Consider the following 24,065-nt stretch of genomic DNA (forward strand, 5'->3'; position numbering starts at 1 on the left):
GGGCCAGTTGAGTAGGTTGCGAAGCAGACGATTTTAACACCTGGGGATGGCCGGGCCGATGGCGGGTGGCGGGGTCCGCCAGATGGACGATGGCCTGCGGCGGAATCGCGGTAGCCCCAGGGGGGAGACAGCCATGTCATGGCGTAGTTGCCACAATTGCGGCGGGGCGGTCCGAGATTCATGATGGCCTGGCACAGCCCTATATCGGAATCCGTATCATGATTGCCATGTTGAGCTTCACCATTCCCGCCGCCGGCATCCTGGCCCTGCGCAACGCGCTCGGCGAGGAACGCGCCATCGCGGTGGCGCAGGCGCTGGAACAAGCCCGCCTGCAGGGCGAGGCCGATCTGCTCAAGCGCTCGCAGGACGAGGCCCGCGCCGAACTCCACGCCTATGCCCTGTCACGCGTCGACTACGCCCGCGAAAGGGCTGAACTCGAACGCGACATCGCCAGGCGCGCCGCCCAGGACCAATTCGACAGACTCGTCGAAGTCGTCGCGCAACTGCCCACCCGCGAGGAACTCAAGCGCTTCGCCACCCACGAAGACCTGGCCGAGGTGCGCCACGACCTCCTGCGCCTGGACAAGAAAATGACGGTCGGCTTCCTGACCCTGCTGACGCTGCAACTGGCGTCCAGCGCCCCCACCCTGATCGACTGGGGCATCAAGGTGGTAGGCTACGCGCTCAGGTGACCCGGCGACGAACCAGGCCCTGAACCGCCGGGGCGCCGCCCGGGCCGCGCCCCGGGTCTCCGCCCGGCCCCAATGTCCGCTTTCCGTCCGCCACCGCAACATCCATGTCCGCACCTCGCTTCTTCTGCGACGCTCCCCTGTCCCCCGGCGCCCGCATCGCCCTGCCGGAGGCCCTGGCGCACCACGCCATCCGGGTGCTGCGGCTGCGCGCGGGGGAAACCCTGGCACTGTTCAACGGCCAGGGCGGCGAATACCCGGCGGTGCTGGAAATCGAGGGCAAGGCCGGCTTCGCCCAGCTGGGCGCGTTCGATCCGCGCGAAGCCGAGCTGGCCGGCCGCATCACCCTGGTACAGGGCCTGCCCGCCGGCGACAAGATGGACTGGGTGGTGGAAAAAGCCGTGGAGCTGGGCGCCGCCCGGGTCTGTCCCATCGCCGCGCAGCGCAGCGTGCTGCAACTGGCCGGCCCGCGGCTGGAAAAGCGGGTGGCCCACTGGCAGCGTATCGCGCAGTCGGCCGCCGAACAGTGCGGCCGCAACCGGCTGATGGCGGTCGACGCCCCCGTGACGCTGGCCGACTGGCTGGCCCTCCCGGCCGACGGCCTGCGCCTGCTGTGTCATCCGGACGCCGATGCCGACCTGGCCGGCCGGCTCGGCGCCACGCCGAACCTGCAATCGTTGACGCTGCTGGTCGGCCCCGAAGGGGGCTGGTCGGAAAAGGAACTGGCGCAGGCGCGCGAGGCGGGCGTCCAGGCCGTCAGGTTCGGCCCGCGCGTGCTGCGCACGGAAACGGCGGGATTGGCGTTGATTTCAGCGGCCGGCGCCTTGCTCGGCTGGTGATCGGCGTCCCGCCCCGGGACATGACAGGCAGATGACCCACGGGCCGGCGGCGCAAGCGCCCCTGCCAGGACCTTCAGTCGTTCTCGCCGTAGGGCGCGGCGGCCACGCCAGGTTCCGGGTCCGGGTGCTTGCCCGCGTGCTCCACCACATACGCAAACGTGCGGCCATTCTCATGGGCGAATTCGGCGGCGTCGGCGCACACCGACTCGATACGGGCGGCGTCTTCCTCCAGCGCCGGGTCGCCGGAATGCAACTTGTACAGCCACAGCACCACGCCGGTCTTGTGATCCAGCACGGTATCGCACAGGCAGTCGTAGAGCGCGTCGAGGTTGCCGCCGAAATACTCGGGGAAGTCCACCGCCTTGACGATGGCGCGCAGCACCGCGGAGCGGCTGCGGGCCGGGTCGCAATTGGCCACAAACAGTGCCAGGCCGAGCTCATGCGCGGCGTCGACCACGGCCTTTTTGTCCAGCCCGTCATGGGCCAGCGCTCCACCTCGCTTCAATTGCTTGTGCAGGGTAGATTGGGCATTGCGCGTCATGCCTGTGCCTCCTTGAAAAAGGCGATCACTTCATCGTTACGCTGCATCGTATCGGCATAACCCAGTTCGATCAATCGCTTGGTGTAGCTGGACTCGAACAACAGGTAGGACATCAGTGCCCCGCCCCCCGGACGGCTTGGGTCGGACGATACACCGAGTACGCGGAAAAGCGCACGGGCCTGGGGCGGCATATCGTCCAGGTGCTCCAGCGCCAGGGAATCCAGGGAGCGGCTCGGGGTAATCGTCAGCACCTGGATGCGGCGCACGGCGACCGGCTCGCCGTCCTCCCGGGGAACGACCTGGTCGACCAGGTAGTTCATCCGTTCCAGGCGTTCGACGTCCATCGACAGTCCGTCCAGGAAAATGCTGGACAGGGCGTGGCCGCCGACCTGGGCCAGGGAGGGGTATGGCGGCGACTCCTCGCGATGCTCCGGATGGGTATCGTCGCGAAAACCGGTGCCGATCACCAGCACCCGGTGCGCGCCCAGGTGGATGGCGGGGCTGATCGGCGCCAGCTGCCGCATGGAGCCATCGCCGCACCACTCACCCTTGCCATGCACCGTGATCTGCCTGGCTGGAAAGACGAAGGGAATGGCGGACGACGCCATCAGGTGGTCGACCGTGATCGGCGTGGGAATGGCCAGCCGCAGGTAGCGGTGCCAGGGCTCGATCGGCGTATGTGCCTGGTAGAAGGTCAGGTGCTCGCCGCTGGTGTAGCCCGAGGCCGTGATCGCCAGCGCCGACAGGGCGCCGCTTTCCAGGCTGGACTGCAGGTGGTCGAAATCCAGTACCCGCGCCAGCAGCGCCTGCATCGGGCTGTTGTCCAGCAGCGACTGCGGCCGCTTGCGCGTCAGGCCGGAGTACATCCACCCCAGCGACAGCAGCCCCAGCCAGCGCACGCCCGTGCGGATCAGGCCGGGCGCGTCGGCCCGGTAGATCATGTCGGTATTGAGCGACGACCACAGGCGGCGGATGCGGCGCACCCCCAGGTGCGGCCGCTCGGCCCGGCAGGCCAGCGCGGCGGCGTTGATGGCGCCGGCGGACGTGCCGCAGATGATGTCGAAGGGATTCTTGAAACGCGAATGCCAGTCGGGGTCCAGCAGCTCCATGATGGCGCTGAGCACGCCGACCTGGTAGGCGGCGCGGGCGCCGCCCCCGGTCAGGACCAGGCCGGTCGGCGTGCGCGGACACGCCGGACCGCCATTGGTGACTTCAACGTGGCGTATTGGCATCGACCACCGTCATCGCGGTCATGTTGACGATGCGGCGCACGGTCGAGCTGGAGGTCAGGATGTGCACCGGCGCGTTGGCGCCCAGCAGGAACGGGCCCACCGCGACGTTGCCGCCGGCCGCCGTCTTGAGCAGGTTGTAGGCGATGTTGCCGGCATCCACGTTCGGGCACACCAGCAGATTGGCCTCGCCCTTGAGCGTCGAGGACGGCAGGATGCGCAGGCGCAGGGCCTCGTCCAGCGCGCAGTCGCCATGCATCTCGCCGTCGATCTCCAGTTCCGGCGCGGCTTCACGCACCAGTTCCAGCGCGCGGCGCATCTTGGCGCCCGAGGCCGAGCTGCCCGAGCCGAAGTTCGAGCGCGACAGCAGCGCCACCTTGGGCGCCAGGAACATGCGCTGCATTTCCTTGGCGGCGGCGATGGTGAACTCGGCGATCTGCTCGGCAGTGGGTTCGTCGTTGACGTGCGTGTCCACCAGCACCACCGTGCGCTCGTTGAGCAGCAGGATGTTCATGGCGGCGTAGACGTTACGGCCCGGCCGGCGGCCGATCACTTCGTCGATGAAGCGCAGGTGGTCGTGATAGGCGCCGACCGAGCCGCAGACCATGCCGTCGGCATCGCCCAGGTGCACCATCATCGCGCCGATCAAGGTCATGCGGCGGCGCATTTCCACGCGCGCCATTTCCTTGGTGATGCCACGGCGGCACATGCGTTCCCAGTACGTGGTCCAGTACTGGTGGAAGCGCTCGTCGTATTCCGGGTTGGTGACCTCGACGTCTTCACCCAGACGCAGGCGCAGGCCCAGCTTCTCGATGCGGGTCAGCAGCACCGACGGGCGGCCCACCAGGATGGGACGTGCCAGGCCTTCGTCCACCACCACCTGCACCGCGCGCAGCACGCGCTCGTCCTCGCCTTCGGCGAACACGATGCGGGCCGGACCGCCCTCGCGCACGATACGCTTGGCCGCCGAGAACAGCGGCTTCATGAACGCGCCGGAGTGGTAGACGAACTGCTGCAGCTGCTCTTCGTAGGCTTCCAGGTCGGCCAGCGGGCGCGTGGCCACGCCGCCTTCCATGGCGGCCTTGGCCACCGCCGGCGCGATGCGCACGATCAGGCGCGGATCGAACGGCTTGGGAATCAGGTACTCGGGACCGAACGAGATATCGAAGGTGCCGTAGGCGGCGGCCACCACTTCGTTCTGCTCTTCCTCGGCCAGTTCGGCGATGGCGTAGACCGCCGCCTTTTCCATCTCGCGCGTGATGGTGGTGGCACCCACGTCCAGCGCGCCGCGGAAGATGTACGGGAAGCACAGCACGTTGTTGACCTGGTTCGGGTAGTCCGAACGGCCCGTTGCCATCACCACGTCGTCGCGCACGGAATGGGCGAGTTCGGGCAGGATTTCCGGCGTGGGATTGGCCAGCGCCAGGATCAGCGGACGCGGCCCCATCTGGGCCACCATCTCGGGCTTGAGCACGCCGCCGGCCGACAGGCCCAGGAACACGTCCGCGCCCTCGATCACTTCGGCCAGCTTGCGGGCGTCGGTCTTCTGCGCGAAACGCGCCTTGTCAGGGTCCATCAAAGTGGTGCGGCCTTCGTACACCACGCCCTCGATGTCGGTGACCCAGATGTTTTCCAGCGGCAGGCCCAGGTCCACCATCAGGTCCAGACAGGCCAGCGCGGCCGCGCCGGCGCCGGAGGTCACCACCTTGACCTTGTCGATGTCCTTGCCCACCACCTTCAGGCCGTTAATGAAGGCCGCCGACACACAGATGGCGGTGCCGTGCTGGTCATCGTGAAAGACGGGGATCTTCATGCGCTCGCGCAGCTTGCGCTCGACCGTGAAGCACTCGGGCGCCTTGATGTCTTCGAGGTTGATGCCGCCGAAGGTGGCTTCCAGGCCGGCGATGATCTCGACCAGCTTGTCCGGGTCGGTTTCGTTGATCTCGATGTCGAACACGTCCAGGCCGGCGAACTTCTTGAACAACACCGCCTTGCCTTCCATCACCGGCTTGGAGGCCAGCGCGCCGATGTTGCCCAGGCCCAGCACCGCGGTGCCGTTGGTGATCACGCCCACCAGATTGCCGCGCGCGGTGTAGCGGAACACGTTGGCCGGGTCCGCCACGATTTCCTCACAGGCCGCCGCCACGCCGGGCGAGTACGCCAGGGCCAGATCGCGTTGGTTGGTGAGCTGCTTGGTCGGGGTGACCGAGATTTTGCCGGGACGGCCGTGCTCGTGGTATTCAAGGGCGGCTTTGCGGAGGTTGGCATCCATAGGGGCGGCTACTGGCTAGAGTGAGGAACACGAAAGGGGGCAATTCTATTCCGATGGCGGACGGGGCGAAACGTTCCCTGCGGGGCGCCGCCGGGGCGCACGGCCCGCAAGCCCCGGGCGCGCCGCCCATCTTACCCCCGGCTTACAAATTGTCGCCATCCGGGCGCGCCGCCAATTCGGGAAAACGCCCATGGGGGTCGAACAGGGCCTTGATCCGCGCCTGCAAGGCGGCGGTCGACCGCCCGGCTGCGACCGGCGCGGCGTCGGCCTGAGCCGCCGTCGGCGCCGCGCCCACGCCCAGCGTCACCCCCTGGACCCAGGCCAGCGTGCCGCCATGTCCCAACAACAGGTGCGCCAGGTTGACGCTGGCCGGCGCCTGCGGGGCCAGGGCGTCGAGCCGATAGCGCGCGGCCCAGCGATCCGCGACGCGGCAGGCGGCGGCCAGTTCGCCCCCCGCCAACTGGAACAGCGCCGGCACCAGCCGCTGCACCGTGGCTGACCGCAGCGGCTGCACATCGTCGGCGCCAAAGGGCCCCAGGGTTTCCTCCACGCCGTCGGCCAGCAACAGATCGACGGCCAGCACACCCGAGTCGGCGCCGCGCCCCGCCGGCCAGATCGCGGGGGCCGCCAGCCATTGCGCCAGCGTCATGGCGCCGGGCAGCCCGTCGAACTGCCGCAGGCCAGCCTGGGCCAAGGCCGCCACCGGCACGCCCGGCTGGGCGCGCCAGCGCGGAACCGGGCCGGACAGGCGCGCCAGCGTCGCCAGTCGGCCGGGGTCGATCCACAGCAGCGGCCCGTTCACCGGCTCGAACGGGCCCGGCGCCTCGTCCAGCGCCATCACCACGCCGTACTCGGCGCACAGCGCGCGGGCGTGGACGACGTCGGCCTCGCGCTGCGGCGCCAGCACGGCACGCGGGCCCTCGCCCGGCGCCTCGACCTGGTCCCGCACCGCCCCGTGGCACAGCAGCGCCAGTCGTTGCAGGAAAGTGGCCCAGGGGGTCTGGACCGGCCGTCGGCCCAGGAGGAAAGCGCGCCGCGATGGCTGCATGACTACAATTCCTTTTTCCGCTTCAAGTAGCCTTCGAGATTCCGATGCCCCGCCTTGCCGCCCGTACCGACGATTTCCTGACCTTCCAGGTGGTTGAACTGTTCAAGCAGGCGCAAGCGCTGCAGGCGGCGGGCAAGGACATCATCAGCCTGGGCATCGGCGAACCGGACTTTACCGCGCCGCCCCAGGTCGTGGAAGCGCTGCAGCGCGCGGCCCAGGCTGGCCAGAGCGGCTACAGCGCGCCCGCCGGCCTGATGCCGCTGCGCGAGGCCATCGCCCGGTTCTACCACGAACAGTTCGGCGCCGCGATCGATCCGCGCCGCGTCATCGTCACGGCCGGGGCCTCGGGCGCCCTGACCCTGGCCTGCGCCGCCCTGGTCAACCCGGGCGCGGAAGTGCTGATGCCGGACCCCTCGTATCCCGCCAACAGCAACTTCGTGCTCGCCGCCGGCGGCCGGCCGCGCCTGATCCCCAGTTCCGCGGACAAGCGCTTCCAGCTGTCCGCGCAGGACGTGGCCCGGCACTGGACCGAGGCCACCCAGGGCGTGCTGGTGGCCTCGCCCAGCAATCCCACCGGCACCTCCATCGACCACGGTGAACTGTCCAGGCTGCTGGCCGAGGTACGTGCCCGCCAGGGCTTCGCCATCGTCGACGAGATCTACCTGGGCCTGTCCTACGAAGGCCAGCCGCGCTCCGCGCTGACGCTGGACGACGACATCATCGTCATCAACAGCTTCTCGAAGTACTTCCACATGACCGGCTGGCGCCTGGGCTGGATGATCGTGCCCGAGGCCATGGTGGCGCCGGTCGAGAAGATCGCCGGCAGCCTGGCCATCTGCGCCCCCACGCTGGCGCAGCACGCCGCCCTGGCCTGCTTCACGCCGGACGCCCTGCGCACCTTCGAACACCGCCGCGAAGCCTTCAGGCAGCGCCGCGACTACCTGCTGCCCGAGTTCGAACGCCTGGGCCTGAAGGTGCCGGTCAAGCCGGACGGCGCCTTCTACATCTACGCCGACATCAGCGACTTCGACACCGACAGCGCCAGCTTCTCGCAGCGCCTGCTGCTGGAGGCCGGCATCGCCGCCGTGCCCGGCCTGGATTTCGGCCCCGCCCATGGCCATCACACCATGCGCTTCTCCTACGCCACCGGGCTGGACCGTCTGGAAGAAGCCGTGGCCCGCCTGGGCAAGCTGCTGGGCCGCTGACGCGCGGCCACGCCGCCCTGGCGGGGCCAGGCGCCGGGCCCGGCCAGGGACTGCCGGGCTTGCGCCCGGCCGCCTGAGGTTATGCCCGCCCGACGGGCTTGCGTCGCCCTACCCCGCCTGGCGAAGAATTAACGTCCAGACCATCATCGCCGGGCACACTCGCCGGCGCCACGCATTCCCGCGTTGAGCGCCGCTGGAAGCCACAGGGCCTACAGCGTGGGCAATCTGCCGCTGCCGCCACCGACGCCATTCACCATCGTCGCGGATTTCGACGAAGCCTGCGATGGCGGCTTCCACATCGCCGACCTGGGCAATATGGTGGTTCCGCTGCAGATCAAGTTCCAGCCCGAAGGCAGCCCGGTGCTGACGTCCAACGGCCAGAACATCGAGTTGAAAAACACCGATGGCACGCCGAACGGGCTTGCACTGCAAGTCAAGGAAAACGGCGCCATTCCGATCGCCTTCAATGAATGGCGCCCGACCGAGTCACTGACCACCACGCTGCGTCCCAGGAGCCTGTACTACTCGGCGGAACTGATGAAGACCGGCGCGGCAGTGGTGCCGGGGACGTTCAGCCAGCAAATCACGATACTCGTGACCTTCCGCTGATCCCCGGTTCCGCCTATGGGTATGCAGGATCAATCGCGCGCCAGCGCGATCCCCGACGCCAGCGCCAGGCGCCGGCGCTCGGCCTGCACCTTGGCGCCGTAGCCGTTGTCGTCCGGCCCGGTCGAGCCGACATAGCAGGCCAGGCCGCCATCGACCGAACCGCGCCGGTTGATGCAGTCCTTCAGGATGGTGGCGCCCACGGCGATATTGGCGCCGGGGTCCAGGGGGTTCTTGCCCACCGCGTCGAACTTATCCTGGTGCACGCTGGTCATCACCTGCATCAGCCCCTGCGCGCCGACATGGCTCTCGGCCAGCGGGTTGTAGCGCGACTCGATGGCGATGACGGCCAGCAGCAGCAGCGGATCCAGCTGCTTCTCGCGGCCCACCTTGTACACAGTGTTCAAGAGCGGGCCGGTCGCGTCATAGGCGACCTTGTACTTGCGCGAGATATAGTTACGCAACGCCTCGGCCTGCGGGCCGGTGGCGACCATGGCGGGCTTCTTGGGCGACGCCGGCGCGGCGCGGGCAGGCCCCAGCATGCCGGTCGCATTGCTGGAAGGCGCGGTGGGCACGGCCATGGCAATCGCCGACGAGGAGTCGGCGCCGAACTCGGACCCGGCTTCGGTTTCGATGCCAGGCTGCATGGATGAAGGCGCGAGGGCGGTCAACAAGGCTTTGTGCACTTGCAATGCCTGGTCGCGCAAACCAGGCAGGGCGAATCCCATGCTTACCGTCACGATCACCGCGATGCCCAGGTAGACGGAGCAGATGCGCAGCGATTCGGCAAGATATTGGTGCACTCCTTGGGCCATGTTCCTGAACAGGCTGGCCACTGACGCATCGGGCATGAAAACCTCCTGCGTTAAAAAAGAGGGAGTCAATGTTAACCTCTCTTTCTCCCCAAGATGTAACCAAATAGCCGGGATCTGTAGTGAAATACCGCGACCTTAGAGACTTCCTCGCTCAACTCGAACGCATGGGCGAGCTCAAACGCATCGCCGCGCCGGTCTCGACGCGCCTGGAAATGACCGAGATTTCCGACCGCGTGCTGCGCGCCGAGGGCCCCGCCCTGCTGTTCGAAAAAGCGCGGCACGACGGCAAGCCGGCCGAGATGCCGGTGCTGGCCAACCTGTTCGGCACGCCCTCGCGGGTGGCGCGCGGCATGGGCGCCGACGACGTCAGCGCGCTGCGCGACATCGGCGAACTGCTGGCCTCGCTGCGCGAGCCCGAGGCGCCCAAGGGCCTGCGCGACGCGCTGGCGAAGGTGTCGATGCTGAAGTCGGCGCTTTGGGACATGAGCCCCAAGAACGTCAAGAGCCCGGCCTGCCAGGAGATCGTCTGGGAAGGCAAGGACGTGGACCTGACGCGCCTGCCGATCCAGACCTGCTGGCCCGGCGACGTGGCGCCGCTGTTGACCTGGGGCCTGGTGATCACGCGCGGCCCAAACGCCCGCCGCCAGAACCTGGGCATCTACCGCCAGCAGTTGCTGGGCCCGAACAAGCTCATCATGCGCTGGCTGTCGCACCGCGGCGGCGCGCTCGATTTCCGCGACCACGCGCTGGCGCATCCCGGCACGCCCTTCCCCATCGCCGTGGCGCTGGGCGCCGACCCGGCCACCACGCTGGGCGCGGTCACCCCGGTGCCGGACAGCCTGTCGGAATACCAGTTCGCCGGCCTGCTGCGCGGCTCGCGCACCGAGGTGGCACAGGCGCTGGGCAGCAACCTGTCGGTGCCGGCCTGGGCCGAGATCGTGCTGGAAGGCCACCTGCTGCCGTCGTCGGATCCGCGCGCCATCGCCCCGGTGGTGCCGGACGGCGTCAACCCGCCGCCCAACAGCGACTACGAGATGGCGCTGGAAGGCCCCTACGGCGACCACACCGGTTACTACAACGAGCAGGACTGGTTCCCGGTGTTCACGGTCGAGCGCATCACCATGCGCCGCAACCCCATCTACCACTCGACCTACACCGGCAAGCCGCCCGACGAGCCCGCCGTGCTGGGCGTGGCGCTCAACGAGGTGTTCGTGCCGCTGCTGCGGCGCCAGTTGCCCGAGATCGTCGACTTCTACCTGCCGCCCGAGGGCTGCAGCTACCGCCTGGCGGTGGTGTCGATCCGCAAGCAGTACGCCGGCCACGCCAAGCGCGTCATGTTCGGGCTGTGGAGCATCCTGCGCCAGTTCATGTACACCAAGTTCATCGTGGTCGTGGACGAGGACATCAATCCGCGCGACTGGAAGGAAGTGGTGTGGGCCATGACCACGCGCATGGACCCGGTGCGCGACACGCTGCTGGTCGAAAACACGCCCATCGACTACCTGGACTTCGCCTCGCCGGTGTCGGGCCTCGGCGGCAAGATGGGCCTGGACGCCACCAACAAATGGCCGGGCGAGACCCAGCGTGAATGGGGCACGCCCATCACCATGGACGCCGACGTCAAGAAGCGGGTGGACGACATCTGGGGGCAATTGGGGCTGTAGGCCGGCGGCGCGGACAGTCGCGCTGGCCGCGTTGCCCGCCCCCCAAAAAAAGTCCCGCCGGAGACGGCGGGATTTTTTCTTGGGCGGGCGCGAAGACCGGAATCAGACGTCGTCGCGCGAATCGCGCCAGAGCTTGAACAGCTGCCAGCCCACCAGCGCGCCGCCGGCCAGCTTGAGCAGCTTGGACTTGCCGCCGCCCCGCATGAACATCGCCGACAACGACGAGCTGATGATGGGATAGCGCCGCGCCAGGCCGATAGCCTGCATGGCCCAGCGCGAGGCGCCGCCGGACGCGAGCCCTGGCAGGAAACTCTTGAGCAGCGCGGCCGGCTCGAGCCTGCGCCCGGTGGACACGATGCCCTGGGCCAGCGACTCGCGCTCGATCGCGGCGCGGGCGCGCAGCAGTTCGATGCGCACCGCGCGGTCGACGGTGGGAGACCTTTTCGTCATGACAAGTCCTCCTGGCGCCGCTGCGCGCGGTCATCGTCCTGCGCGTCGCGCACCCGTTCGAGCAGCTCGGCGTCGCGGCCCAGTTCTTCCAGCGTGGCCGCGAACGGCGGCGGTCCGTAGACCAGGCCGTGGCGCACCACCAGCAGCAACACCACGCCGACCACCAGGTAGAAGGCCGCCAGCAGGCCCAGGGCCAGGTAGCGGTCTTCGGTGGGCCAGAACGCCACCGCGATCGTGATGGTGAACACCAGCACCGCCAGCGTCAGGAACAGCAAGGCGGCGAACGCCATGCCCAGCAGCTTGAGCAGGCGCGCTTTTTCGCCCGCCGCTTCCAGTGCCAGCAGTTCCAGGCGCGTGCGCATCAGCCCGACCAGGCTGGACGCCACGCCAAACACAGATTTGCGTAGACCCATGGCAAGAAGGACACCGGGCGGGCGAGCCGGCATGACGCCGGCGCCGCCCGCCCGGAGGTCCCGCCTTGTCAGCGGCGGCTGATCAGCAAGCCGAGCAGCAGGCCGGTCACGCCTGCGATGCCAATGGCTTGCCAGGGATTGTCGTGCACGTAGTCATCGGTGGCGCGGGCAGCCTTGCGACCGCGTTCGAGCACCGCGTCCTGGGCTTCATACAGGGCTTCGCGGGTGCGCTTGAGCGAGGTCATGGCGCGTTCGCGCAATTCGGCGGCCTTGTCGCCGGTGCTGCCGGCGGCTTCGCGCAGCAGGCTCTCGGCGTCGTTCAGGCTGGTCTTGACACTGTCGATCAGTTTTTCTTTTGCGACGTCTTCGGATTTTCTCGTGGCCATTTTTTGAGCTCCTGTAGTGTGTCTATGACGAAACCATCATACCAGCCGTCCCGCGCGGGTCCAGGCCGGCTTGCTACCGTGTGCTACTTGATTTGCGTAATCTCAACGGCGGACTTGACGCCGCCCTGGTCGATATCCTGCTTCATGACCAGGTTGACCGCCGGGCAATACCAATCGGTGACCGTGGTGTTCATGCCGGGAATGGGAATGGTCAAGCCCTGGAACGTGGCCATGGTGGGATCGGAATTGCGGGTGTAGGAAATGGGATGGCAGGACTGCTGGCCCAGCGCGGTGCTGATGCTGGCCGCGCGTCCCACGCTTTTCTCGCCGATGCGCACCGTGGTGCTGGGCTGGCCGCCGACCGGCGCTTCCTTGCCGATTTTCAGACGGAACGACGAGCCGGGCAGCTTCTGGCCCGGATTGAGCTTGCCGTCGTAAGCGAACAGCCCCAGCATGCGCAGGTCGAACTGGCCTTCGGAGGGGCGCGGCGCTTCGCCGGCGGTGGCGTACTTGAGGAAGGTGGCCTGGCCGCTCTTGACGGTCATCAGGTAATCGAGGCTGGACTTGCCCGGCGGCAGGCCGGCGTAGCTGAAGCGGGCCACGCCCTGCACCCGCGCGCGGCAGTTGTCGCCATTGCTTTTTGTAACCTCGGAAAAGTTCAGGTCGGCGCCCAGCGCGATGTTGCCGGACCCGGTGAGCTGGACCGCGCCGCCATCATGCATGAACTGCGCGTCGCAGACGCCGGCCTGCGCCACGCCGGCCGCGCCCAGCGCGCCGGCCACAAATACCAGGGATGCCCAATTTCGCAACGCCACAAGCCACTCCAGAAATCCAGAAAGCGCCGAGCGCTGTCCGCGCACGGCTGGCTTGATACTACACCGGTTGGCCGGCGCGGCGCATGACCGAACGTGTCAAGCCGATGACGGGCGCCGGCGCGCCGGCGAGGGCGCGCCGTGGCCCGGCGCCAGCCCCCCACGCGCTAGGCCACCGCGCGCGACCCGGCCGCCTGCGACGAGGCGTCCTCCACGTCGGGCACCGCCGCCAGGACCACGGGCGCCTGGGCCCGCTCGGGATTGCCGTGGCGCCGGTGCAGGAAATCCACCACCGCCGCGCGGCACGCCAGATAGACCGGGTCGTTGGCCAATCGCACCCGGTCGCGCGGGCGCGGCAAAGGCACGGGCAGGATCTCGCCGATGGTCGCGGCCGGCCCATTGGTCAGCATGACGATGCGGTCGGACAACAGCACGGCTTCGTCCACGTCGTGCGTGACCATGATGGTGGTGGTGCGGGTCTTGGCGACGATCTTGAGCAGCTCGTCCTGCAGATGCGCGCGGGTCAGCGCGTCGAGCGCGCCGAACGGCTCGTCCATCAGCAGCAGGCCCGGCTCGATCGCCAGCGCGCGAGCGATGCCGACGCGCTGCTTCATGCCGCCGGAGATCTCGCGCGGCAGTTTGTTCTGCGCCGGCAGCAGGCCCACCAGGTCGAGCGCGGCGCGGGTGCGCTCGGCCAGCTGGGCGCGCTTTTCCGACGCGCCGAAAACCCGCTCCACCGCCAGGTGCACGTTCTGGAAGCAGGTCAGCCAGGGCAGCAGCGAGTGGTTCTGGAACACCACGGCGCGGTCCGGGCCGGGCCCGGTGATTTCGCGCTCGGCGCACAGCAGCACGCCGCTGGTCGGGCGGGTCAGGCCGGCGATCAGGTTCAGCAGGGTGGACTTGCCGCAGCCGGAATGGCCGATCAGGGTGATGAACTCGCCCTGCTCCACCGTCAGGTCGATGTCGCGCAGCGCGACGAAGGCGCCCTTGCGGGTGGCGAAGGTCTGGCCCACGCGTTCGATGCGTACGAATTTCTTCATGGCGCTACTCCTCGGTGTAGGTGAAGCGGCGGGCCAGCGCGACCAGCAGCGTTTCCAGGATCAGCCCGACGATGCCGATCACGAAAATGGCGATGACGATGTGCTCGACCTTCAGGTTGTTCCACTCGTCCCACAGCCAGAAGCCGATGCCGGTGCCGCCGGTCAGCATCTCGGCCGCGACGATCACCAGCCAGGCGGTGCCGATGGACAGCCGCACGCCGGTCAGCATGTAGGGCAGCACGGCGGGCAGCAGCACTTTGGTGGTGACCTTCCATTCCGACAGGTTCAGCACCCGCGCCACGTTCAGGTAGTCCTGCGGCACGCGCGACACGCCGACCGCCGTGTTGATGATCATGGGCCAGATCGAACAGATGAAAATGGCCCAGATCGCGGCCGGGTTGGCGGCCTTGAACAACAGCAGCCCCAGCGGCAGCCACGCCAGTGGCGACACCGGCCGCAGCAGGCTGACGATGGGCGAGAACATCGCCCGCACCGGCGCGTAGCGGCCGATGGCGAAACCGATCGGAATCCCCACCAGCGCGGCCAGGCCGAAACCGATGCCGACCCGCTGCAGCGAGGCCAGCAGGTTCCAGCCGATGCCCTTGTCGTTGGGACCGTTGTCGTAGAACGGGTCCGAGAACAACGCCACCGCCGCCTGCCAGGTCACGCCCGGCGTGGGGATCTCGGGGATGCGCATGGCCACCACCTGCCACACCAGCACGAACAGCGCGAAACCGGCCACCGGGCCGACCACGGCGCGCAGCGCCGCTTCCAGCCGTTCGCGCCAGGCATCGGTCCAGGGGGCGGCCCGCGGCGCCGGGGCGGGGGTGGCGGACACGGGCGCGGCCCGCTCCATACTCGTTACGGTAGACATCGCGAGCTTCTCCTATGCGTGGGGGCGCTCAGGCCTTGACCTTGAAACCGTCGGCGTAGGCCGCCGGGTTGCTGCCGTCCCAGACCACGCCGTCGACCAGTTTGGAACTGCGCATCTCGCCGCCTGGCACGGCGAGGCCGGCGGCCTGCGCGGCCTGCTTGTAGATGTCGATGCGGTTGACCTGGCGCGCGACGGCCAGGTAGTCGGGATGCTCCTTGAGCAGGCCCCAGCGCTTGTGCTGGGTCAGGAACCACATGCCGTCGCTCAGGTAGGGGAAGTTGGCCGCGCCGTCGCCCGAGAAGCGCATCGCATGCGCGTCGCTCCAGCGCTTGCCCAGGCCGTCGTCGTACTGGCCCTGCATGCGGTCGATGATGCCGCTGGCGTCGGTGTTGACGTACGACTTGGCGGCGATGGTCTCGGCGGTCTTGCGGCGGTTTTCGGGCGAGGCGTCGATCCATTTGCCCGCCTCCAGAATGGCGGCGGTGACGGCGCGCGCGGTGTTCGGATGGCGCGCCACGAAGTCGGCGCTGGTGCCCAGCACCTTTTCGGGATGGTCGGTCCAGATGGCCTGGGTGGTCACGGCGGTGAAGCCGATCTTGTCGAGGATGGCGCGCGCGCCCCACGGCTCGCCCACGCAGAAGCCGTCCATGTTGCCCACCCGCATGTTGGCCACCATCTGCGGCGGCGGCACGGTGATGACCTTGGCGTCCTTCATCGGGTCGATGCCGTAGGCGGCCAGCCAGTAGTACAGCCACATGGCGTGGGTGCCGGTCGGGAAGGTCTGGGCGAAGGTGTATTCGCGCTTCTCGGAGGCCATCACCCTGGCGAGCGATTCGCCGTCACGCGCACCGGCCTGCAGCAGCTTGTTCGACAGGGTGATGGCCTGGCCGTTCTGGTTCAGGCTCATCAGCACGGCCATGTCCTTCTTCGGCCCGCCCACGCCCAGTTGCACGCCATAGATCAGGCCGTAGAGCACGTGGGCCATGTCCAGTTCGCCGTTGAGCAGCTTGTCGCGCACGGCGGCCCAGGACGCTTCCTTGGACGGCGTGATGGTGACGCCGTACTTCTTGTCGATGCCCAGCACCGAGGCCATCACCACCGAGGCGCAGTCGGTCAGCGGAATGAAGCCGATCTTGACCTCGGCCTTCTCGGGCGCGTCGCTACCCGCGGCCCAGGCGCCGGCGCGCACCAGCGGGTCGACCAGCGACAGCAGGCCGGCGCCGGCCACGGCGCGCGCGGTGCCGGCCAGCCACTTGCGGCGGCTGGCGTCGGTGGTCGAATCCGGCCCCGTGGCGGCGGGAAGGCGGGGTTTCACTGGCGTCATACGAGGCTCCTGGCAAAAAAAAACGTCCCGCGCGCCGATCGGGGACAACCCGTTGGCGCTGCGGAACGTCGTTGTTCCCTGCCGCGGATCGCGGCACTTGGCGTGGCCGGACCGCGCGCGGACCGTCCATCAACGGTTAAGCAATCGGCGTGCCAAGCGGCCGGGCGCGCTCGTCGCGGCCGGCGCGCACCCGCGCGCCCATTGGCTTTGCGGCGATCCGCAAGGCCGGGCCAGGCCGGCCGGGGCGCCCCGCCCCGATGATGGCCGGCGCGCCTGGCGATCCAACTTGGTGCGTAAACGAATGCGGCAACGCACCATCGATGTGCGGGCGGCGCCGGCGGCCTCGAATCCGGCGGCTTGCCCGCGCCCCGTCTCCCCTGCGGCCCGGCATCCTCGCCCACGCGGCCGCTGCCCGATGCGCGGCGTTTCTGGCTTGGCCGAGGCCTCTGCGCGGGCATGGAACTTGCATGGGTTGAGCCGGCGCGCCCCGCACGCGGCCCGCGCCAAATAAGTTGTGGCTATATGAATTCAAGAAATCAGAAGTTGTGGGGATGAGACCCGGTCCCTATGATCGTTTGACCTACTGCCGGGTGCGCCCGAGGCCGCGTAATGAAGCTTTTCCCGATTTTTGCCGATCTGAAGGACCGGCCCGTGCTGGTCGTGGGCGGCGGCGCGGTGGCCGAGCGCAAGACGCTCGCCCTGCTCGAAGCCCATGCCGATGTCGCCGTGGGCGCGCCCGAGCTGACGCCAGCGCTGGCGGACCTGCTGGCGGCGGGCCGCATCCGCCACCTGGCGGGCCGCTTCGACCCCGCCTGGCTCGACGGCGCCTGGCTGGCCGTGGCCGCCACCGATGACCGCGGCGTGAACGCGGCGGTCTCCGACGCCGCGCGGGCCCGCCGCATCTTCAGCAACGTAGTGGACGATCCCGAACTGTCGTCGTTCCAGGTACCGTCGATCGTCGACCGCTCGCCGGTCATCGTGGCCATTTCCTCGTCCGGCGTGGCGCCAGTGCTGGCGCGGCGTCTGCGCGAACGCATCGAATCCCTGTTCGACCACAGCCTGGGCCGCCTGGCGGGCCTGGCGGAACGCTACCGCGCGCGCATCCGCGCAGGCCACCCCGACCTGGGCGCGCGCCGCCGTTTCTATGACTGGCTGCTGGACGGGCCCGTGGCCGGCCTGCTCCGCCAACAACGTCCCGAGGCCGCGCAAGCCGCGCTGGAAGCCGCCCTGGCCCAGCCGCTGGCGCCGGCCGAAGGCAGCGTGGTGCTGGTCGGCGCCGGCCCCGGCGATCCGGGCCTGCTGACGCTGAAGGCGCTGCGCGCGCTGAACGAGGCCGACGTGATCCTGTACGACCGGCTGGTCAGCGACGACATCATGTCGCTGGCGCGCCGCGACGCCGAACGCATCTCGGTGGGCAAGCTGCCGGGCGAGGACCATCACGCCACCCAGGCGCGCATCCACGCCCTGCTGGTCGAGCACGCCCGCCTGGGCCGCCGCGTGGTGCGGCTCAAGGGCGGCGACGCTTTCATCTTCGGCCGCGGCGGCGAGGAACTGGAACACCTGCGCGCGCATGGCGTGCGTTATGAGGTGGTGCCCGGCATCACCGCCGCGCTGGCCTGTGCCGCCTACGCCGGCATCCCGCTGACGCATCGCGAGCACGCGCAATCGGTGCGCCTGGTGACCGCGCACTGCCGCGAAGACGAGGACAACCTGGACTGGCCGGCGCTGGCGCGCGAACGCCAGACGCTGGCGTTCTACATGGGCGTGGGCCAATTGGAACTGCTGGCGCAGCGCCTGATCCGCCATGGCCGCGCCGCGACCACGCCGTTCGCGCTGATCGAGAACGGCAGCCGGCCCGAGCAGCGGGTGCTGTCGGGCACGCTGGAAGACCTGCCGCGTCTGGCGCGGGCGCACGCCATCCGCTCCCCCGCCCTGCTGATCGTGGGCGAGGTGGCGGGACTGGCGCAATCATTGCATTGGTTCGGCGAGCACCTGGAAGGCGCGCCGCAAAGACTGGCGGCGTAGCGGCCGGCGACGGCTGCCGCGGGCGCCCGGCCACGCCGCCGGGGGACGACTCAATCGGTCTTCTGGGTGGTGCCGAAGATGCGGTCGCCGGCGTCGCCCAGGCCCGGCATGATGTAGCCATGCTCGTTCAGGCCGTCGTCGATGGACGCGGTGTAGATATGCACATCCGGGTGCTTGGACAGCACCGCGTCGATGCCGACCGGCGCGGCCACCAGCACCAGCGCGCGGATTTCCTTGCAGCCGGCGCGCTTGAGCAGATCGATCGCGGCGACCATGGAGCCGCCAGTGGCCAGCATCGGGTCGACGATCAGCGCCAGGCGCTGGTCCAGTTCGCCCACCAGGCGTTCCAGGTAGGTGTGGGCTTCGAGGGTCTCTTCGTTGCGGGCCACGCCCACCACGCTGACCTTGGCGCCCGGGATCAGGCTGAGCACGCCGTCCAGCATGCCGATGCCGGCGCGCAGGATGGGCACCACGGTGACCTTCTTGCCGGCGATCTTCTCGACCTGCACGGGGCCGCACCAGCCTTCGACGGTGGCGGGCGCGAGCGGCAGGTCCTTGGACGCTTCGTAGGTGAGCAGCGCGCCCACTTCCTGCGACAGTTCACGGAAGCTCTTGGTACTGAGGTCGGCGCGGCGCATGATCCCGAGCTTGTGGCGGATCAGCGGGTGGCGGATTTCGTGCACGGGCATGTGCGTAAATCTCCAGGATTATTGATAGGCAGGGTTGGTTCGCCTCAGGCGCCGCCGCAAACATGGCGCGCGCCCGAGAATCGTAATCGGTTTACCGGGTGGATGCAGGGGGCCGCGTCAACCTTATTGTTCGGCCAGCCAGGCGATCAGGGCGTCGTCGAAGGCCCGCACGGCGCCGGCCTGCTCGTGGTTGACGATGCTGACCACCACGTAGCGCTTGCCGCTGGCGCCCAGCACGTAGCCGGCGATCGCGCGCACGTCGCGCAGCGACCCGGTCTTCAGGTGGGCCATGCCGAGGGTGCCGTCGCCCTTCATGCGGCGGCGCACCGTGCCGTCGACGCCGGCGATCGCGAGGGATGAAATGTACTCCGGCATGACGGGGGAATTCCAGGCCAGGGTCAGCATCGAGGCCAGGCTGTCCGCCGAAACCCGCGCGTCGCGCGACAGGCCGGCGCCGTTGTCGATCACCAGTTCGGGCATGTCCAGGCCCTGGCGGGCCAGCAGGTCCTTGGCCACGCTGCCACTGCTGGCCACGGTGGCCGGCCGGCGGCCCTTTTCCGCGCCCAGGGTCAGCAGCAGCGTGCGCGCCATGACGTTGTTGCTGCGCTTGTTGATCTGGCGGATAACCTCGGCCAGCGTCGGCGAATCGTGCGAGGCCAGCACCACGGCGTCGCCCGGCACCATGCCGGCGCGCACCTGGCCCTTGAAGGTGCCGCCCAGCTCCTTCCACAACAGGCGGAACAGCTCGGTGGCGTAGTCTGTCTGCGACAGCGCCAGCCGGTACAGGTCGAATTCGCCGCAGGAACCGGCCACCTTGCCGCTGACGCGCAGGGTCACGCCCTGCTGGGTGATGACCGGGTCGGTGTTGACGACGGGCGCGCCCGGGCAGCGGGCGTCGCTCCATTCGACCCGGCCCTCGATCTTCAGGCCGGGCAGCGGCGGGTCGATCAGCGGCACCCACTTGTTGGCGGCCGGATCGGGGGTGAACAGGATGCGCACGGCGCCAAAGCCCACCATCAGGGCATCGGGGCTGGCGTTGTAGGCGCGGTCCGGCGCGCCGTCGAAGGCGCCGGGGTCGGTGGCGACCTGACCGAAGATGCTGCGGTCGATCACCAGGTCGTTGATCTGCTTGACGCCGCGCAGGCGCAGTTCGCGCAGCAGCACCCACAGGTCCTGCATCAAGAATTGCGGATCGCCGCCGGCGCGCAGGTAGAGCGGCCCGGGCAGCGCGCCCTTGGCGTCGGGCCGGGCGCCCGGCTCGGTCATGAAGGCGGTGCGCCAGACGTAGTTGGGGCCCAGCTCGGACAGCGCCGCCCAGGTGGTGACCAGCTTCATCACCGACGCCGGGTTGCGCGCTTCCTTGGCATTCAGCGCCGCCAGCCGCGGGCCGCCGACCTCCTGCACCACCAGCGATAGCGAACTGTCGGGCAGCTTGCTGGCCTTCCAGGCGTTGACCACGCTGGGCGGCAGCCCCGGCACCTGGGCGCAGGCGGCACTGGCGGCCAGGGCCAGCAGTCCGCCGGCCAGCCATTGCCACGGCCCGCCCACCCGCTTTTTCCCTAGTCCCGTCATGCCCTGTCCACCCGGTTGCTCGTGCTGCAAAACCGTGAGCATACAAAACCTGGGACGGTTGCGGGCGGCGGCGCGCGCCGAAAGCGCGCCGGCCACCCCCGCGAGGGGTCTACTGTTGCAGTTTCCACTTGCCGCCGGCCACGGTGGCCATGACCAGCGCGCGCTCGTCCAGGCCGTTGTGGTCGGTCGGGCTCATGTTGACCACGCCGGTGGCGGTCGGCAGGTTCTTGACGTTCTCCAGCGCGTCCCGCAGCGCCGCGCGGAATTCCGCGGTGCCGGGCTTGGCTTTCTTGAGCGCCACCGGCACGGCCTGCTGCAGCAGCAGGCCGATGTCCCACGTGTAGGCGGCGAACAGCGACACGCTGCCCGGACCGTTGGCGGCCTCGTACTTTTTGGCGAAGGCCTGGGCCGTGGCCTTGACCGGATGGGTGTCCGGCAGCAGATCGGCCACCATCACCGGCCCCACCGGCACCCAGGCGCCGTCGCAGGCCGGGCCGCAGACGCGCAGGAAGTCGTTGTTGGCCACGCCGTGGTTGAAGTAGATCTTGCCCTTGAAGCCGCGTTCGCGCAGCGCCCGCGCCGGCATCGCCGCCGGCGTGCCGGAGGCGCCCACCACCACGGCGTCGGGGGCGGCGCCGACCAGCTTCAGCGTCTGCGCCACCGCCGAGGTGTCGGTGGGCGCGAAGCTTTCCTTGCCGACGATCTCGATGCCGTGCTGCCTGGCGGCCTTTTCCACTTCCACCCAGAAGGTTTCGCCCAGGGCGTTGTTGAAACCGATGAAGGCCAGCTTCTTGACGCCGTTGGCGGCAGCGTGGCGGGCGATGCCCTCGGCCATCAGGGAATCGGAGTGCGGCGTCTTGAAGACCCAGCGGCGCTTGTCATCCACCGGGTCGATCAGGCGCGCCGACGAGGCCAGCGTGATGACCGGCGTGGCGCCGCTGGCCACGGTGTCCAGCATGGCCATGGTATTGGGGGTGGTGGAGGAGCCGATGATGAGGTCGGCCTGGTTTTCCGAGATCAGCTTGTGCGAATTGCTGACCGCGCGGGTGGTGTCGGAGGCGTCGTCCAGCACCACGTATTCGACCTTGGCGCCGCCGATCTCGGTGGGCAACAGGCTGATGGTGTTGCGTTCGGGAATGCCCAGCGAGGCCTGGGGACCGGTGGTGGACAGGGTGGCGCCGATCTTCACCTGCGCCGGCGCGGGCGCGGCGGCCGCGACCAGCAGGGCCGCCAGCGCGGCCGTCAGAGTGCTACGAGGGGTCATGCGGTGTCTCCTTTGGGGCGCGGATATCGTTATGCGTCTTGCCGATCCGCTACGGCGTAAAAACGTTATACGACGGGATCCCCCAGGTGCGACAGGAAGGCTCCATTATGGAAAACCAGGGCGCCGCCGTGGTCGTCCGGGGCGTGCAGGCGGCGCACCTCGCCGATCAGCACGGCGTGGTCGCCCACCTCCAGCACCTGGCGGGTGGCGCACTCGAAGCGGGCGGCGCACGCGTCGAACACGGGAATGCCGTCCTCGGTGGCGTACCAGTCGAGCCCGGCGTAGCGGTCGGCCACCGGCTGCGAGAACACCCGCGCCAGGTCGCGCTGCGGCGCCCCCAGCACATGGATGGCGAAGCCGCCGCGCACGGTGAAGTCGGCGTAGTGGATGCTGGCGCGGCGCAGGCTCCACAGCACCAGCGGCGGCTCCAGGGAGACCGGGGCGAAGGAATTGACGGTCAGGCCGATCGGCCCGTCGGCGCCGGCGGCGGTCACCACCGTGACGCCGGTGGCGTAGCGCCCCAGCGCCCGGCGCAAGCGGGCCGGGCTGAGATCGTGGCTGGCGCGCATGGCGGCTCCCGCGTGCCCCGCGATCAGGCCGGCACCGCGCGGACCGGGCGCACGCCCGACAGCGGCAGAGCCTCGGCCATCAGCCGCTGCATCGAGTCCAGCACCCGGTCCTGCGGCATCAGGCCGAAATTGTGCAGGCTCATGACGTGGTCCAGGCCCATGTCGGCCAGCCGCGCCAGCTTGTCGGCCACGGTGCGGGCCGAGCCGAACAGCGACAGGCCGCTGGCGATGATGTCGTCGTAGACCTGCTTGCGCGCATACAGGCGGGTCTCCACGTACAGGTCGAAGGCGCGGGCGGCGCGTTCACGGGCCTGCGCGTCGGTTTCCGCCACGTGGGTGTGCAGCGCCACCGCCGCCATGCCGCTGGCATCCTCGATGCCGGCCTCGGCCAGGCCGCGGCGGTAGTCCTGCATCATCAGGCCGATCTCTTCGAAGTTGTCCACCGCCGCATAGGGCACGAACAGCATGCGGCGGCCCTGGCGGCCGACGTGGTAGGCGGCCTCGCGGCGCAGGATCGCCACGTACACCGGCACCGGCTGCTGCACCGGCTGCACGTTCAGGCGCACCGCGTGGATGCGGTTGAACTTGCCCTCATGACTGACGCGCTCGCCGGCCAGCAGGCGCTCGACCAGCATCAGGTTCTCGTCGAAGCGCTCGCGCTTGGTGGCCGGATCGACGTCGTAGCCCTCGAACTCGTGCTTCAGGTAGCCCGACCCCACGCCCAGCGACAGCCTGCCTTGCGAAAGCTGGTCCACCAGGGCATAGTTTTCGGCCACCGTCAGCGGGTTGTGGAAGGTCAGGATGGAGATCGCCGTGCCCAGCCGCAGCCGCGTCGTCTGCTGCGACAGCGCCGCCAGGAACACCGCCGGATTCGGCACCGCGCCGTATTCATGGAAGTGGTGCTCGGCCACCCAGAAGGTGTCATAGCCCAGCTGTTCGGCGCGGCGCGCCTGCTCCAGCACCTGGCCGTAGAGCTGGCCCAGGCCGCGGGGCTGGTCGGGGTAATGGTCCTGCACCGAGAAGATGGACATCTTCATTGCTTGTCTCCGTCTTTGTCCGTCCGCGCCCCGGGCCGGTCATCCAGCCCGGATGTTTGTCTGCCACGGCACGCTGATGTATTTTTTAGTGATACACGTATTCTAATAAGAGACGAACTGATGTCAACAGAAAGCAGCACCGGGATCCAGTCCGCCGAAATCGCCCTGGACGTCCTGACCCGCCTGGCCGAGCTGGGCGGCGCCGTGTCGGTGTCGGAACTGGGCCGCAGCCTGGACATGCCGCGCGCCAAGGCGCACCGCTACCTGGTGTCGCTGGAGCGGCGCGGCTACGTCGAGCAGGACCCGGCCAGCGCCCGCTACCGGCTCGGACCGCAGGCCCTGCACACCGGACTGGCGGCGCTGGCGGAAGTGGATTTCGTCAAGCTGGCGGCCGGCGGCCTGGAAGACCTGAGCGCGGCCATCGGCCAGACCGTCTTCATCTCGGTCTGGGGCCAGCACGGCCCCACCATCGTGCAGTGGCGCGACGCGCGGCTGCCGGTCACGGTCAACGTGCGCGTCGGCTCGGTGCTGCCGCTGCTCAACAGCGCCACTGGACGGGTCTTCGCGGCCTGGCTGCCGGAGGCGCTGGCGCTGCCGCGCGCGCTGGCCGAATGGGACACGGCGCGGCGCCAGTGCGGCGACGCCGCGGCGTTGCTGGACGACCCCGCCGCCGCCGGCCTGCCGCTCGACCCGGCCGACCCC

At 69.1% G+C, this 24,065-nt stretch carries 24 protein-coding genes; 7 read left to right on the top strand and 17 right to left on the bottom strand.

Annotation, left to right across the window (positions count from 1 at the left end):
* The first annotated feature begins 218 nt into the window (after positions 1 to 218).
* Positions 219 to 692: a hypothetical protein gene (locus tag HV742_RS15080; RefSeq protein ID WP_054428537.1), complete on the top strand. Its 474-nt coding sequence runs from the start codon at positions 219 to 221 to the stop codon at positions 690 to 692.
* 104 nt (positions 693 to 796) lie between these two features.
* Positions 797 to 1,528 carry a 16S rRNA (uracil(1498)-N(3))-methyltransferase gene (locus HV742_RS15085; RefSeq protein WP_059272389.1) on the top strand — a complete coding sequence of 244 codons (732 nt, stop codon included), beginning with the start codon at positions 797 to 799 and terminating at the stop codon, positions 1,526 to 1,528.
* 73 nt (positions 1,529 to 1,601) lie between these two features.
* On the opposite strand, the gene HV742_RS15090 is transcribed toward HV742_RS15085, so the two are convergent.
* The 4 genes from HV742_RS15090 to HV742_RS15105 all read right to left on the bottom strand — a co-directional run bounded on the left by HV742_RS15090 (position 1,602) and on the right by HV742_RS15105 (position 6,618).
* Positions 1,602 to 2,069: a barstar family protein gene (locus HV742_RS15090; protein WP_006385613.1), complete on the bottom strand. Its 468-nt coding sequence runs from the start codon at positions 2,067 to 2,069 to the stop codon at positions 1,602 to 1,604.
* Entirely contained in the window at positions 2,066 to 3,301 is a 1,236-nt protein-coding gene (locus HV742_RS15095; protein WP_081335568.1) for a patatin-like phospholipase family protein, read from the bottom strand. The genes HV742_RS15090 and HV742_RS15095 overlap by 4 nt, the downstream gene beginning before the upstream one ends.
* A complete protein-coding gene (locus HV742_RS15100; RefSeq protein ID WP_175145829.1) occupies positions 3,282 to 5,570 on the bottom strand; it encodes an NADP-dependent malic enzyme in 2,289 nt (762 codons plus the stop codon). The genes HV742_RS15095 and HV742_RS15100 overlap by 20 nt, the downstream gene beginning before the upstream one ends.
* A 142-nt stretch (positions 5,571 to 5,712) precedes the next feature.
* Positions 5,713 to 6,618 carry an FAD-binding protein gene (locus HV742_RS15105; RefSeq protein ID WP_175145830.1) on the bottom strand — a complete coding sequence of 302 codons (906 nt, stop codon included), beginning with the start codon at positions 6,616 to 6,618 and terminating at the stop codon, positions 5,713 to 5,715.
* A 44-nt stretch (positions 6,619 to 6,662) separates the two neighbouring features.
* Between HV742_RS15105 and HV742_RS15110 the strand changes: the two genes are divergently transcribed.
* Together HV742_RS15110 and HV742_RS15115 are read left to right on the top strand one after the other, a co-directional pair.
* Positions 6,663 to 7,823, top strand: a complete 1,161-nt coding sequence (locus HV742_RS15110) for a pyridoxal phosphate-dependent aminotransferase (protein WP_175145831.1) — start codon at positions 6,663 to 6,665, stop codon at positions 7,821 to 7,823.
* 216 nt (positions 7,824 to 8,039) lie between these two features.
* Entirely contained in the window at positions 8,040 to 8,432 is a 393-nt protein-coding gene (locus tag HV742_RS15115; RefSeq protein WP_175145832.1) for a hypothetical protein, read from the top strand.
* Positions 8,433 to 8,461: 29 nt separating this feature from the next.
* On the opposite strand, the gene HV742_RS15120 is transcribed toward HV742_RS15115, so the two are convergent.
* On the bottom strand, positions 8,462 to 9,280 hold the full coding sequence (locus HV742_RS15120) for a lytic transglycosylase domain-containing protein (RefSeq protein ID WP_175145833.1): 819 nt from the start codon (positions 9,278 to 9,280) through the stop codon (positions 8,462 to 8,464).
* An 83-nt stretch (positions 9,281 to 9,363) separates the two neighbouring features.
* Here HV742_RS15120 and ubiD point away from each other — a divergent pair, with 83 nt between their 5' ends.
* Complete coding sequence (ubiD, locus tag HV742_RS15125) at positions 9,364 to 10,908, top strand: 4-hydroxy-3-polyprenylbenzoate decarboxylase (RefSeq protein WP_049075588.1); 1,545 nt, start codon at positions 9,364 to 9,366, stop codon at positions 10,906 to 10,908.
* A 102-nt stretch (positions 10,909 to 11,010) separates the two neighbouring features.
* Here the strand turns inward: ubiD and HV742_RS15130 are convergent, their stop codons facing one another.
* The 7 genes from HV742_RS15130 to HV742_RS15160 all read right to left on the bottom strand — a co-directional run bounded on the left by HV742_RS15130 (position 11,011) and on the right by HV742_RS15160 (position 16,207).
* Positions 11,011 to 11,358, bottom strand: coding sequence for a hypothetical protein (locus tag HV742_RS15130; protein ID WP_049075590.1), 348 nt, complete (start codon positions 11,356 to 11,358; stop codon positions 11,011 to 11,013).
* Positions 11,355 to 11,771 (bottom strand): phage holin family protein, encoded by a 417-nt coding sequence (locus tag HV742_RS15135; RefSeq protein WP_049075592.1) that lies wholly within the window; start codon positions 11,769 to 11,771, stop codon positions 11,355 to 11,357. The genes HV742_RS15130 and HV742_RS15135 overlap by 4 nt, the downstream gene beginning before the upstream one ends.
* Before the next feature lie 68 nt (positions 11,772 to 11,839).
* On the bottom strand, positions 11,840 to 12,157 hold the full coding sequence (locus HV742_RS15140) for an ElaB/YgaM/YqjD family protein (protein WP_049075594.1): 318 nt from the start codon (positions 12,155 to 12,157) through the stop codon (positions 11,840 to 11,842).
* Positions 12,158 to 12,240: 83 nt separating this feature from the next.
* Positions 12,241 to 12,966 carry a hypothetical protein gene (locus HV742_RS15145; protein WP_049078020.1) on the bottom strand — a complete coding sequence of 242 codons (726 nt, stop codon included), beginning with the start codon at positions 12,964 to 12,966 and terminating at the stop codon, positions 12,241 to 12,243.
* Positions 12,967 to 13,136: 170 nt separating this feature from the next.
* Positions 13,137 to 14,009, bottom strand: a complete 873-nt coding sequence (locus tag HV742_RS15150) for an ABC transporter ATP-binding protein (protein WP_175145834.1) — start codon at positions 14,007 to 14,009, stop codon at positions 13,137 to 13,139.
* A gap of 4 nt (positions 14,010 to 14,013) precedes the next feature.
* Positions 14,014 to 14,865 carry a nitrate ABC transporter permease gene (gene ntrB / locus HV742_RS15155; RefSeq protein WP_374702206.1) on the bottom strand — a complete coding sequence of 284 codons (852 nt, stop codon included), beginning with the start codon at positions 14,863 to 14,865 and terminating at the stop codon, positions 14,014 to 14,016.
* 46 nt (positions 14,866 to 14,911) lie between these two features.
* Positions 14,912 to 16,207 (bottom strand): CmpA/NrtA family ABC transporter substrate-binding protein, encoded by a 1,296-nt coding sequence (locus HV742_RS15160; RefSeq protein ID WP_175145835.1) that lies wholly within the window; start codon positions 16,205 to 16,207, stop codon positions 14,912 to 14,914.
* A gap of 609 nt (positions 16,208 to 16,816) precedes the next feature.
* Here HV742_RS15160 and cysG point away from each other — a divergent pair.
* A complete protein-coding gene (cysG, locus tag HV742_RS15165) occupies positions 16,817 to 18,232 on the top strand; it encodes a siroheme synthase CysG (RefSeq protein WP_063582298.1) in 1,416 nt (471 codons plus the stop codon).
* A gap of 50 nt (positions 18,233 to 18,282) precedes the next feature.
* Here cysG and upp read toward each other — a convergent pair whose 3' ends face one another.
* The 5 genes from upp to HV742_RS15190 form a co-directional block, all read right to left on the bottom strand.
* Positions 18,283 to 18,921, bottom strand: coding sequence for a uracil phosphoribosyltransferase (gene upp / locus HV742_RS15170; RefSeq protein ID WP_020926674.1), 639 nt, complete (start codon positions 18,919 to 18,921; stop codon positions 18,283 to 18,285).
* Between the two features lie 123 nt (positions 18,922 to 19,044).
* Positions 19,045 to 20,493 carry a D-alanyl-D-alanine carboxypeptidase/D-alanyl-D-alanine endopeptidase gene (gene dacB / locus HV742_RS15175; protein ID WP_049075599.1) on the bottom strand — a complete coding sequence of 483 codons (1,449 nt, stop codon included), beginning with the start codon at positions 20,491 to 20,493 and terminating at the stop codon, positions 19,045 to 19,047.
* A 109-nt stretch (positions 20,494 to 20,602) separates the two neighbouring features.
* Positions 20,603 to 21,757 carry an ABC transporter substrate-binding protein gene (locus HV742_RS15180; protein WP_175145836.1) on the bottom strand — a complete coding sequence of 385 codons (1,155 nt, stop codon included), beginning with the start codon at positions 21,755 to 21,757 and terminating at the stop codon, positions 20,603 to 20,605.
* Between the two features lie 65 nt (positions 21,758 to 21,822).
* A complete protein-coding gene (locus HV742_RS15185; protein ID WP_175145837.1) occupies positions 21,823 to 22,326 on the bottom strand; it encodes a flavin reductase family protein in 504 nt (167 codons plus the stop codon).
* A gap of 23 nt (positions 22,327 to 22,349) precedes the next feature.
* Complete coding sequence (locus HV742_RS15190) at positions 22,350 to 23,363, bottom strand: LLM class flavin-dependent oxidoreductase (RefSeq protein ID WP_068980567.1); 1,014 nt, start codon at positions 23,361 to 23,363, stop codon at positions 22,350 to 22,352.
* A 120-nt stretch (positions 23,364 to 23,483) separates the two neighbouring features.
* Here HV742_RS15190 and HV742_RS15195 point away from each other — a divergent pair.
* Positions 23,484 to 24,065: IclR family transcriptional regulator (locus HV742_RS15195; RefSeq protein ID WP_175145838.1), on the top strand; the 582-nt coding region annotated here is incomplete at its 3' end.

The organism is Achromobacter ruhlandii (genome assembly GCF_902859695.1).
Taxonomy (GTDB): Bacteria; Pseudomonadota; Gammaproteobacteria; order Burkholderiales; family Burkholderiaceae_B; genus Achromobacter; species Achromobacter ruhlandii.

Excerpts from the sequence above, each read along its gene's own strand:
- HV742_RS15080 (WP_054428537.1), top strand. The coding sequence starts at position 219 with ATGATTGCCATGTTGAGCTTCACCATTCCCGCCGCCGGCATCCTGGCC.
- HV742_RS15085 (WP_059272389.1), top strand. The coding sequence starts at position 797 with ATGTCCGCACCTCGCTTCTTCTGCGACGCTCCCCTGTCCCCCGGCGCC.
- HV742_RS15090 (WP_006385613.1), bottom strand. The coding sequence starts at position 2,069 with ATGACGCGCAATGCCCAATCTACCCTGCACAAGCAATTGAAGCGAGGT.
- HV742_RS15095 (WP_081335568.1), bottom strand. The coding sequence starts at position 3,301 with ATGCCAATACGCCACGTTGAAGTCACCAATGGCGGTCCGGCGTGTCCG.
- HV742_RS15100 (WP_175145829.1), bottom strand. The coding sequence starts at position 5,570 with ATGGATGCCAACCTCCGCAAAGCCGCCCTTGAATACCACGAGCACGGC.
- HV742_RS15105 (WP_175145830.1), bottom strand. The coding sequence starts at position 6,618 with ATGCAGCCATCGCGGCGCGCTTTCCTCCTGGGCCGACGGCCGGTCCAG.
- HV742_RS15110 (WP_175145831.1), top strand. The coding sequence starts at position 6,663 with ATGCCCCGCCTTGCCGCCCGTACCGACGATTTCCTGACCTTCCAGGTG.
- HV742_RS15120 (WP_175145833.1), bottom strand. The coding sequence starts at position 9,280 with ATGCCCGATGCGTCAGTGGCCAGCCTGTTCAGGAACATGGCCCAAGGA.
- HV742_RS15130 (WP_049075590.1), bottom strand. The coding sequence starts at position 11,358 with ATGACGAAAAGGTCTCCCACCGTCGACCGCGCGGTGCGCATCGAACTG.
- HV742_RS15135 (WP_049075592.1), bottom strand. The coding sequence starts at position 11,771 with ATGGGTCTACGCAAATCTGTGTTTGGCGTGGCGTCCAGCCTGGTCGGG.
- HV742_RS15140 (WP_049075594.1), bottom strand. The coding sequence starts at position 12,157 with ATGGCCACGAGAAAATCCGAAGACGTCGCAAAAGAAAAACTGATCGAC.
- HV742_RS15150 (WP_175145834.1), bottom strand. The coding sequence starts at position 14,009 with ATGAAGAAATTCGTACGCATCGAACGCGTGGGCCAGACCTTCGCCACC.
- ntrB (WP_374702206.1), bottom strand. The coding sequence starts at position 14,865 with ATGGAGCGGGCCGCGCCCGTGTCCGCCACCCCCGCCCCGGCGCCGCGG.
- HV742_RS15160 (WP_175145835.1), bottom strand. The coding sequence starts at position 16,207 with ATGACGCCAGTGAAACCCCGCCTTCCCGCCGCCACGGGGCCGGATTCG.
- cysG (WP_063582298.1), top strand. The coding sequence starts at position 16,817 with ATGAAGCTTTTCCCGATTTTTGCCGATCTGAAGGACCGGCCCGTGCTG.
- upp (WP_020926674.1), bottom strand. The coding sequence starts at position 18,921 with ATGCCCGTGCACGAAATCCGCCACCCGCTGATCCGCCACAAGCTCGGG.
- dacB (WP_049075599.1), bottom strand. The coding sequence starts at position 20,493 with ATGACGGGACTAGGGAAAAAGCGGGTGGGCGGGCCGTGGCAATGGCTG.
- HV742_RS15180 (WP_175145836.1), bottom strand. The coding sequence starts at position 21,757 with ATGACCCCTCGTAGCACTCTGACGGCCGCGCTGGCGGCCCTGCTGGTC.
- HV742_RS15185 (WP_175145837.1), bottom strand. The coding sequence starts at position 22,326 with ATGCGCGCCAGCCACGATCTCAGCCCGGCCCGCTTGCGCCGGGCGCTG.
- HV742_RS15190 (WP_068980567.1), bottom strand. The coding sequence starts at position 23,363 with ATGAAGATGTCCATCTTCTCGGTGCAGGACCATTACCCCGACCAGCCC.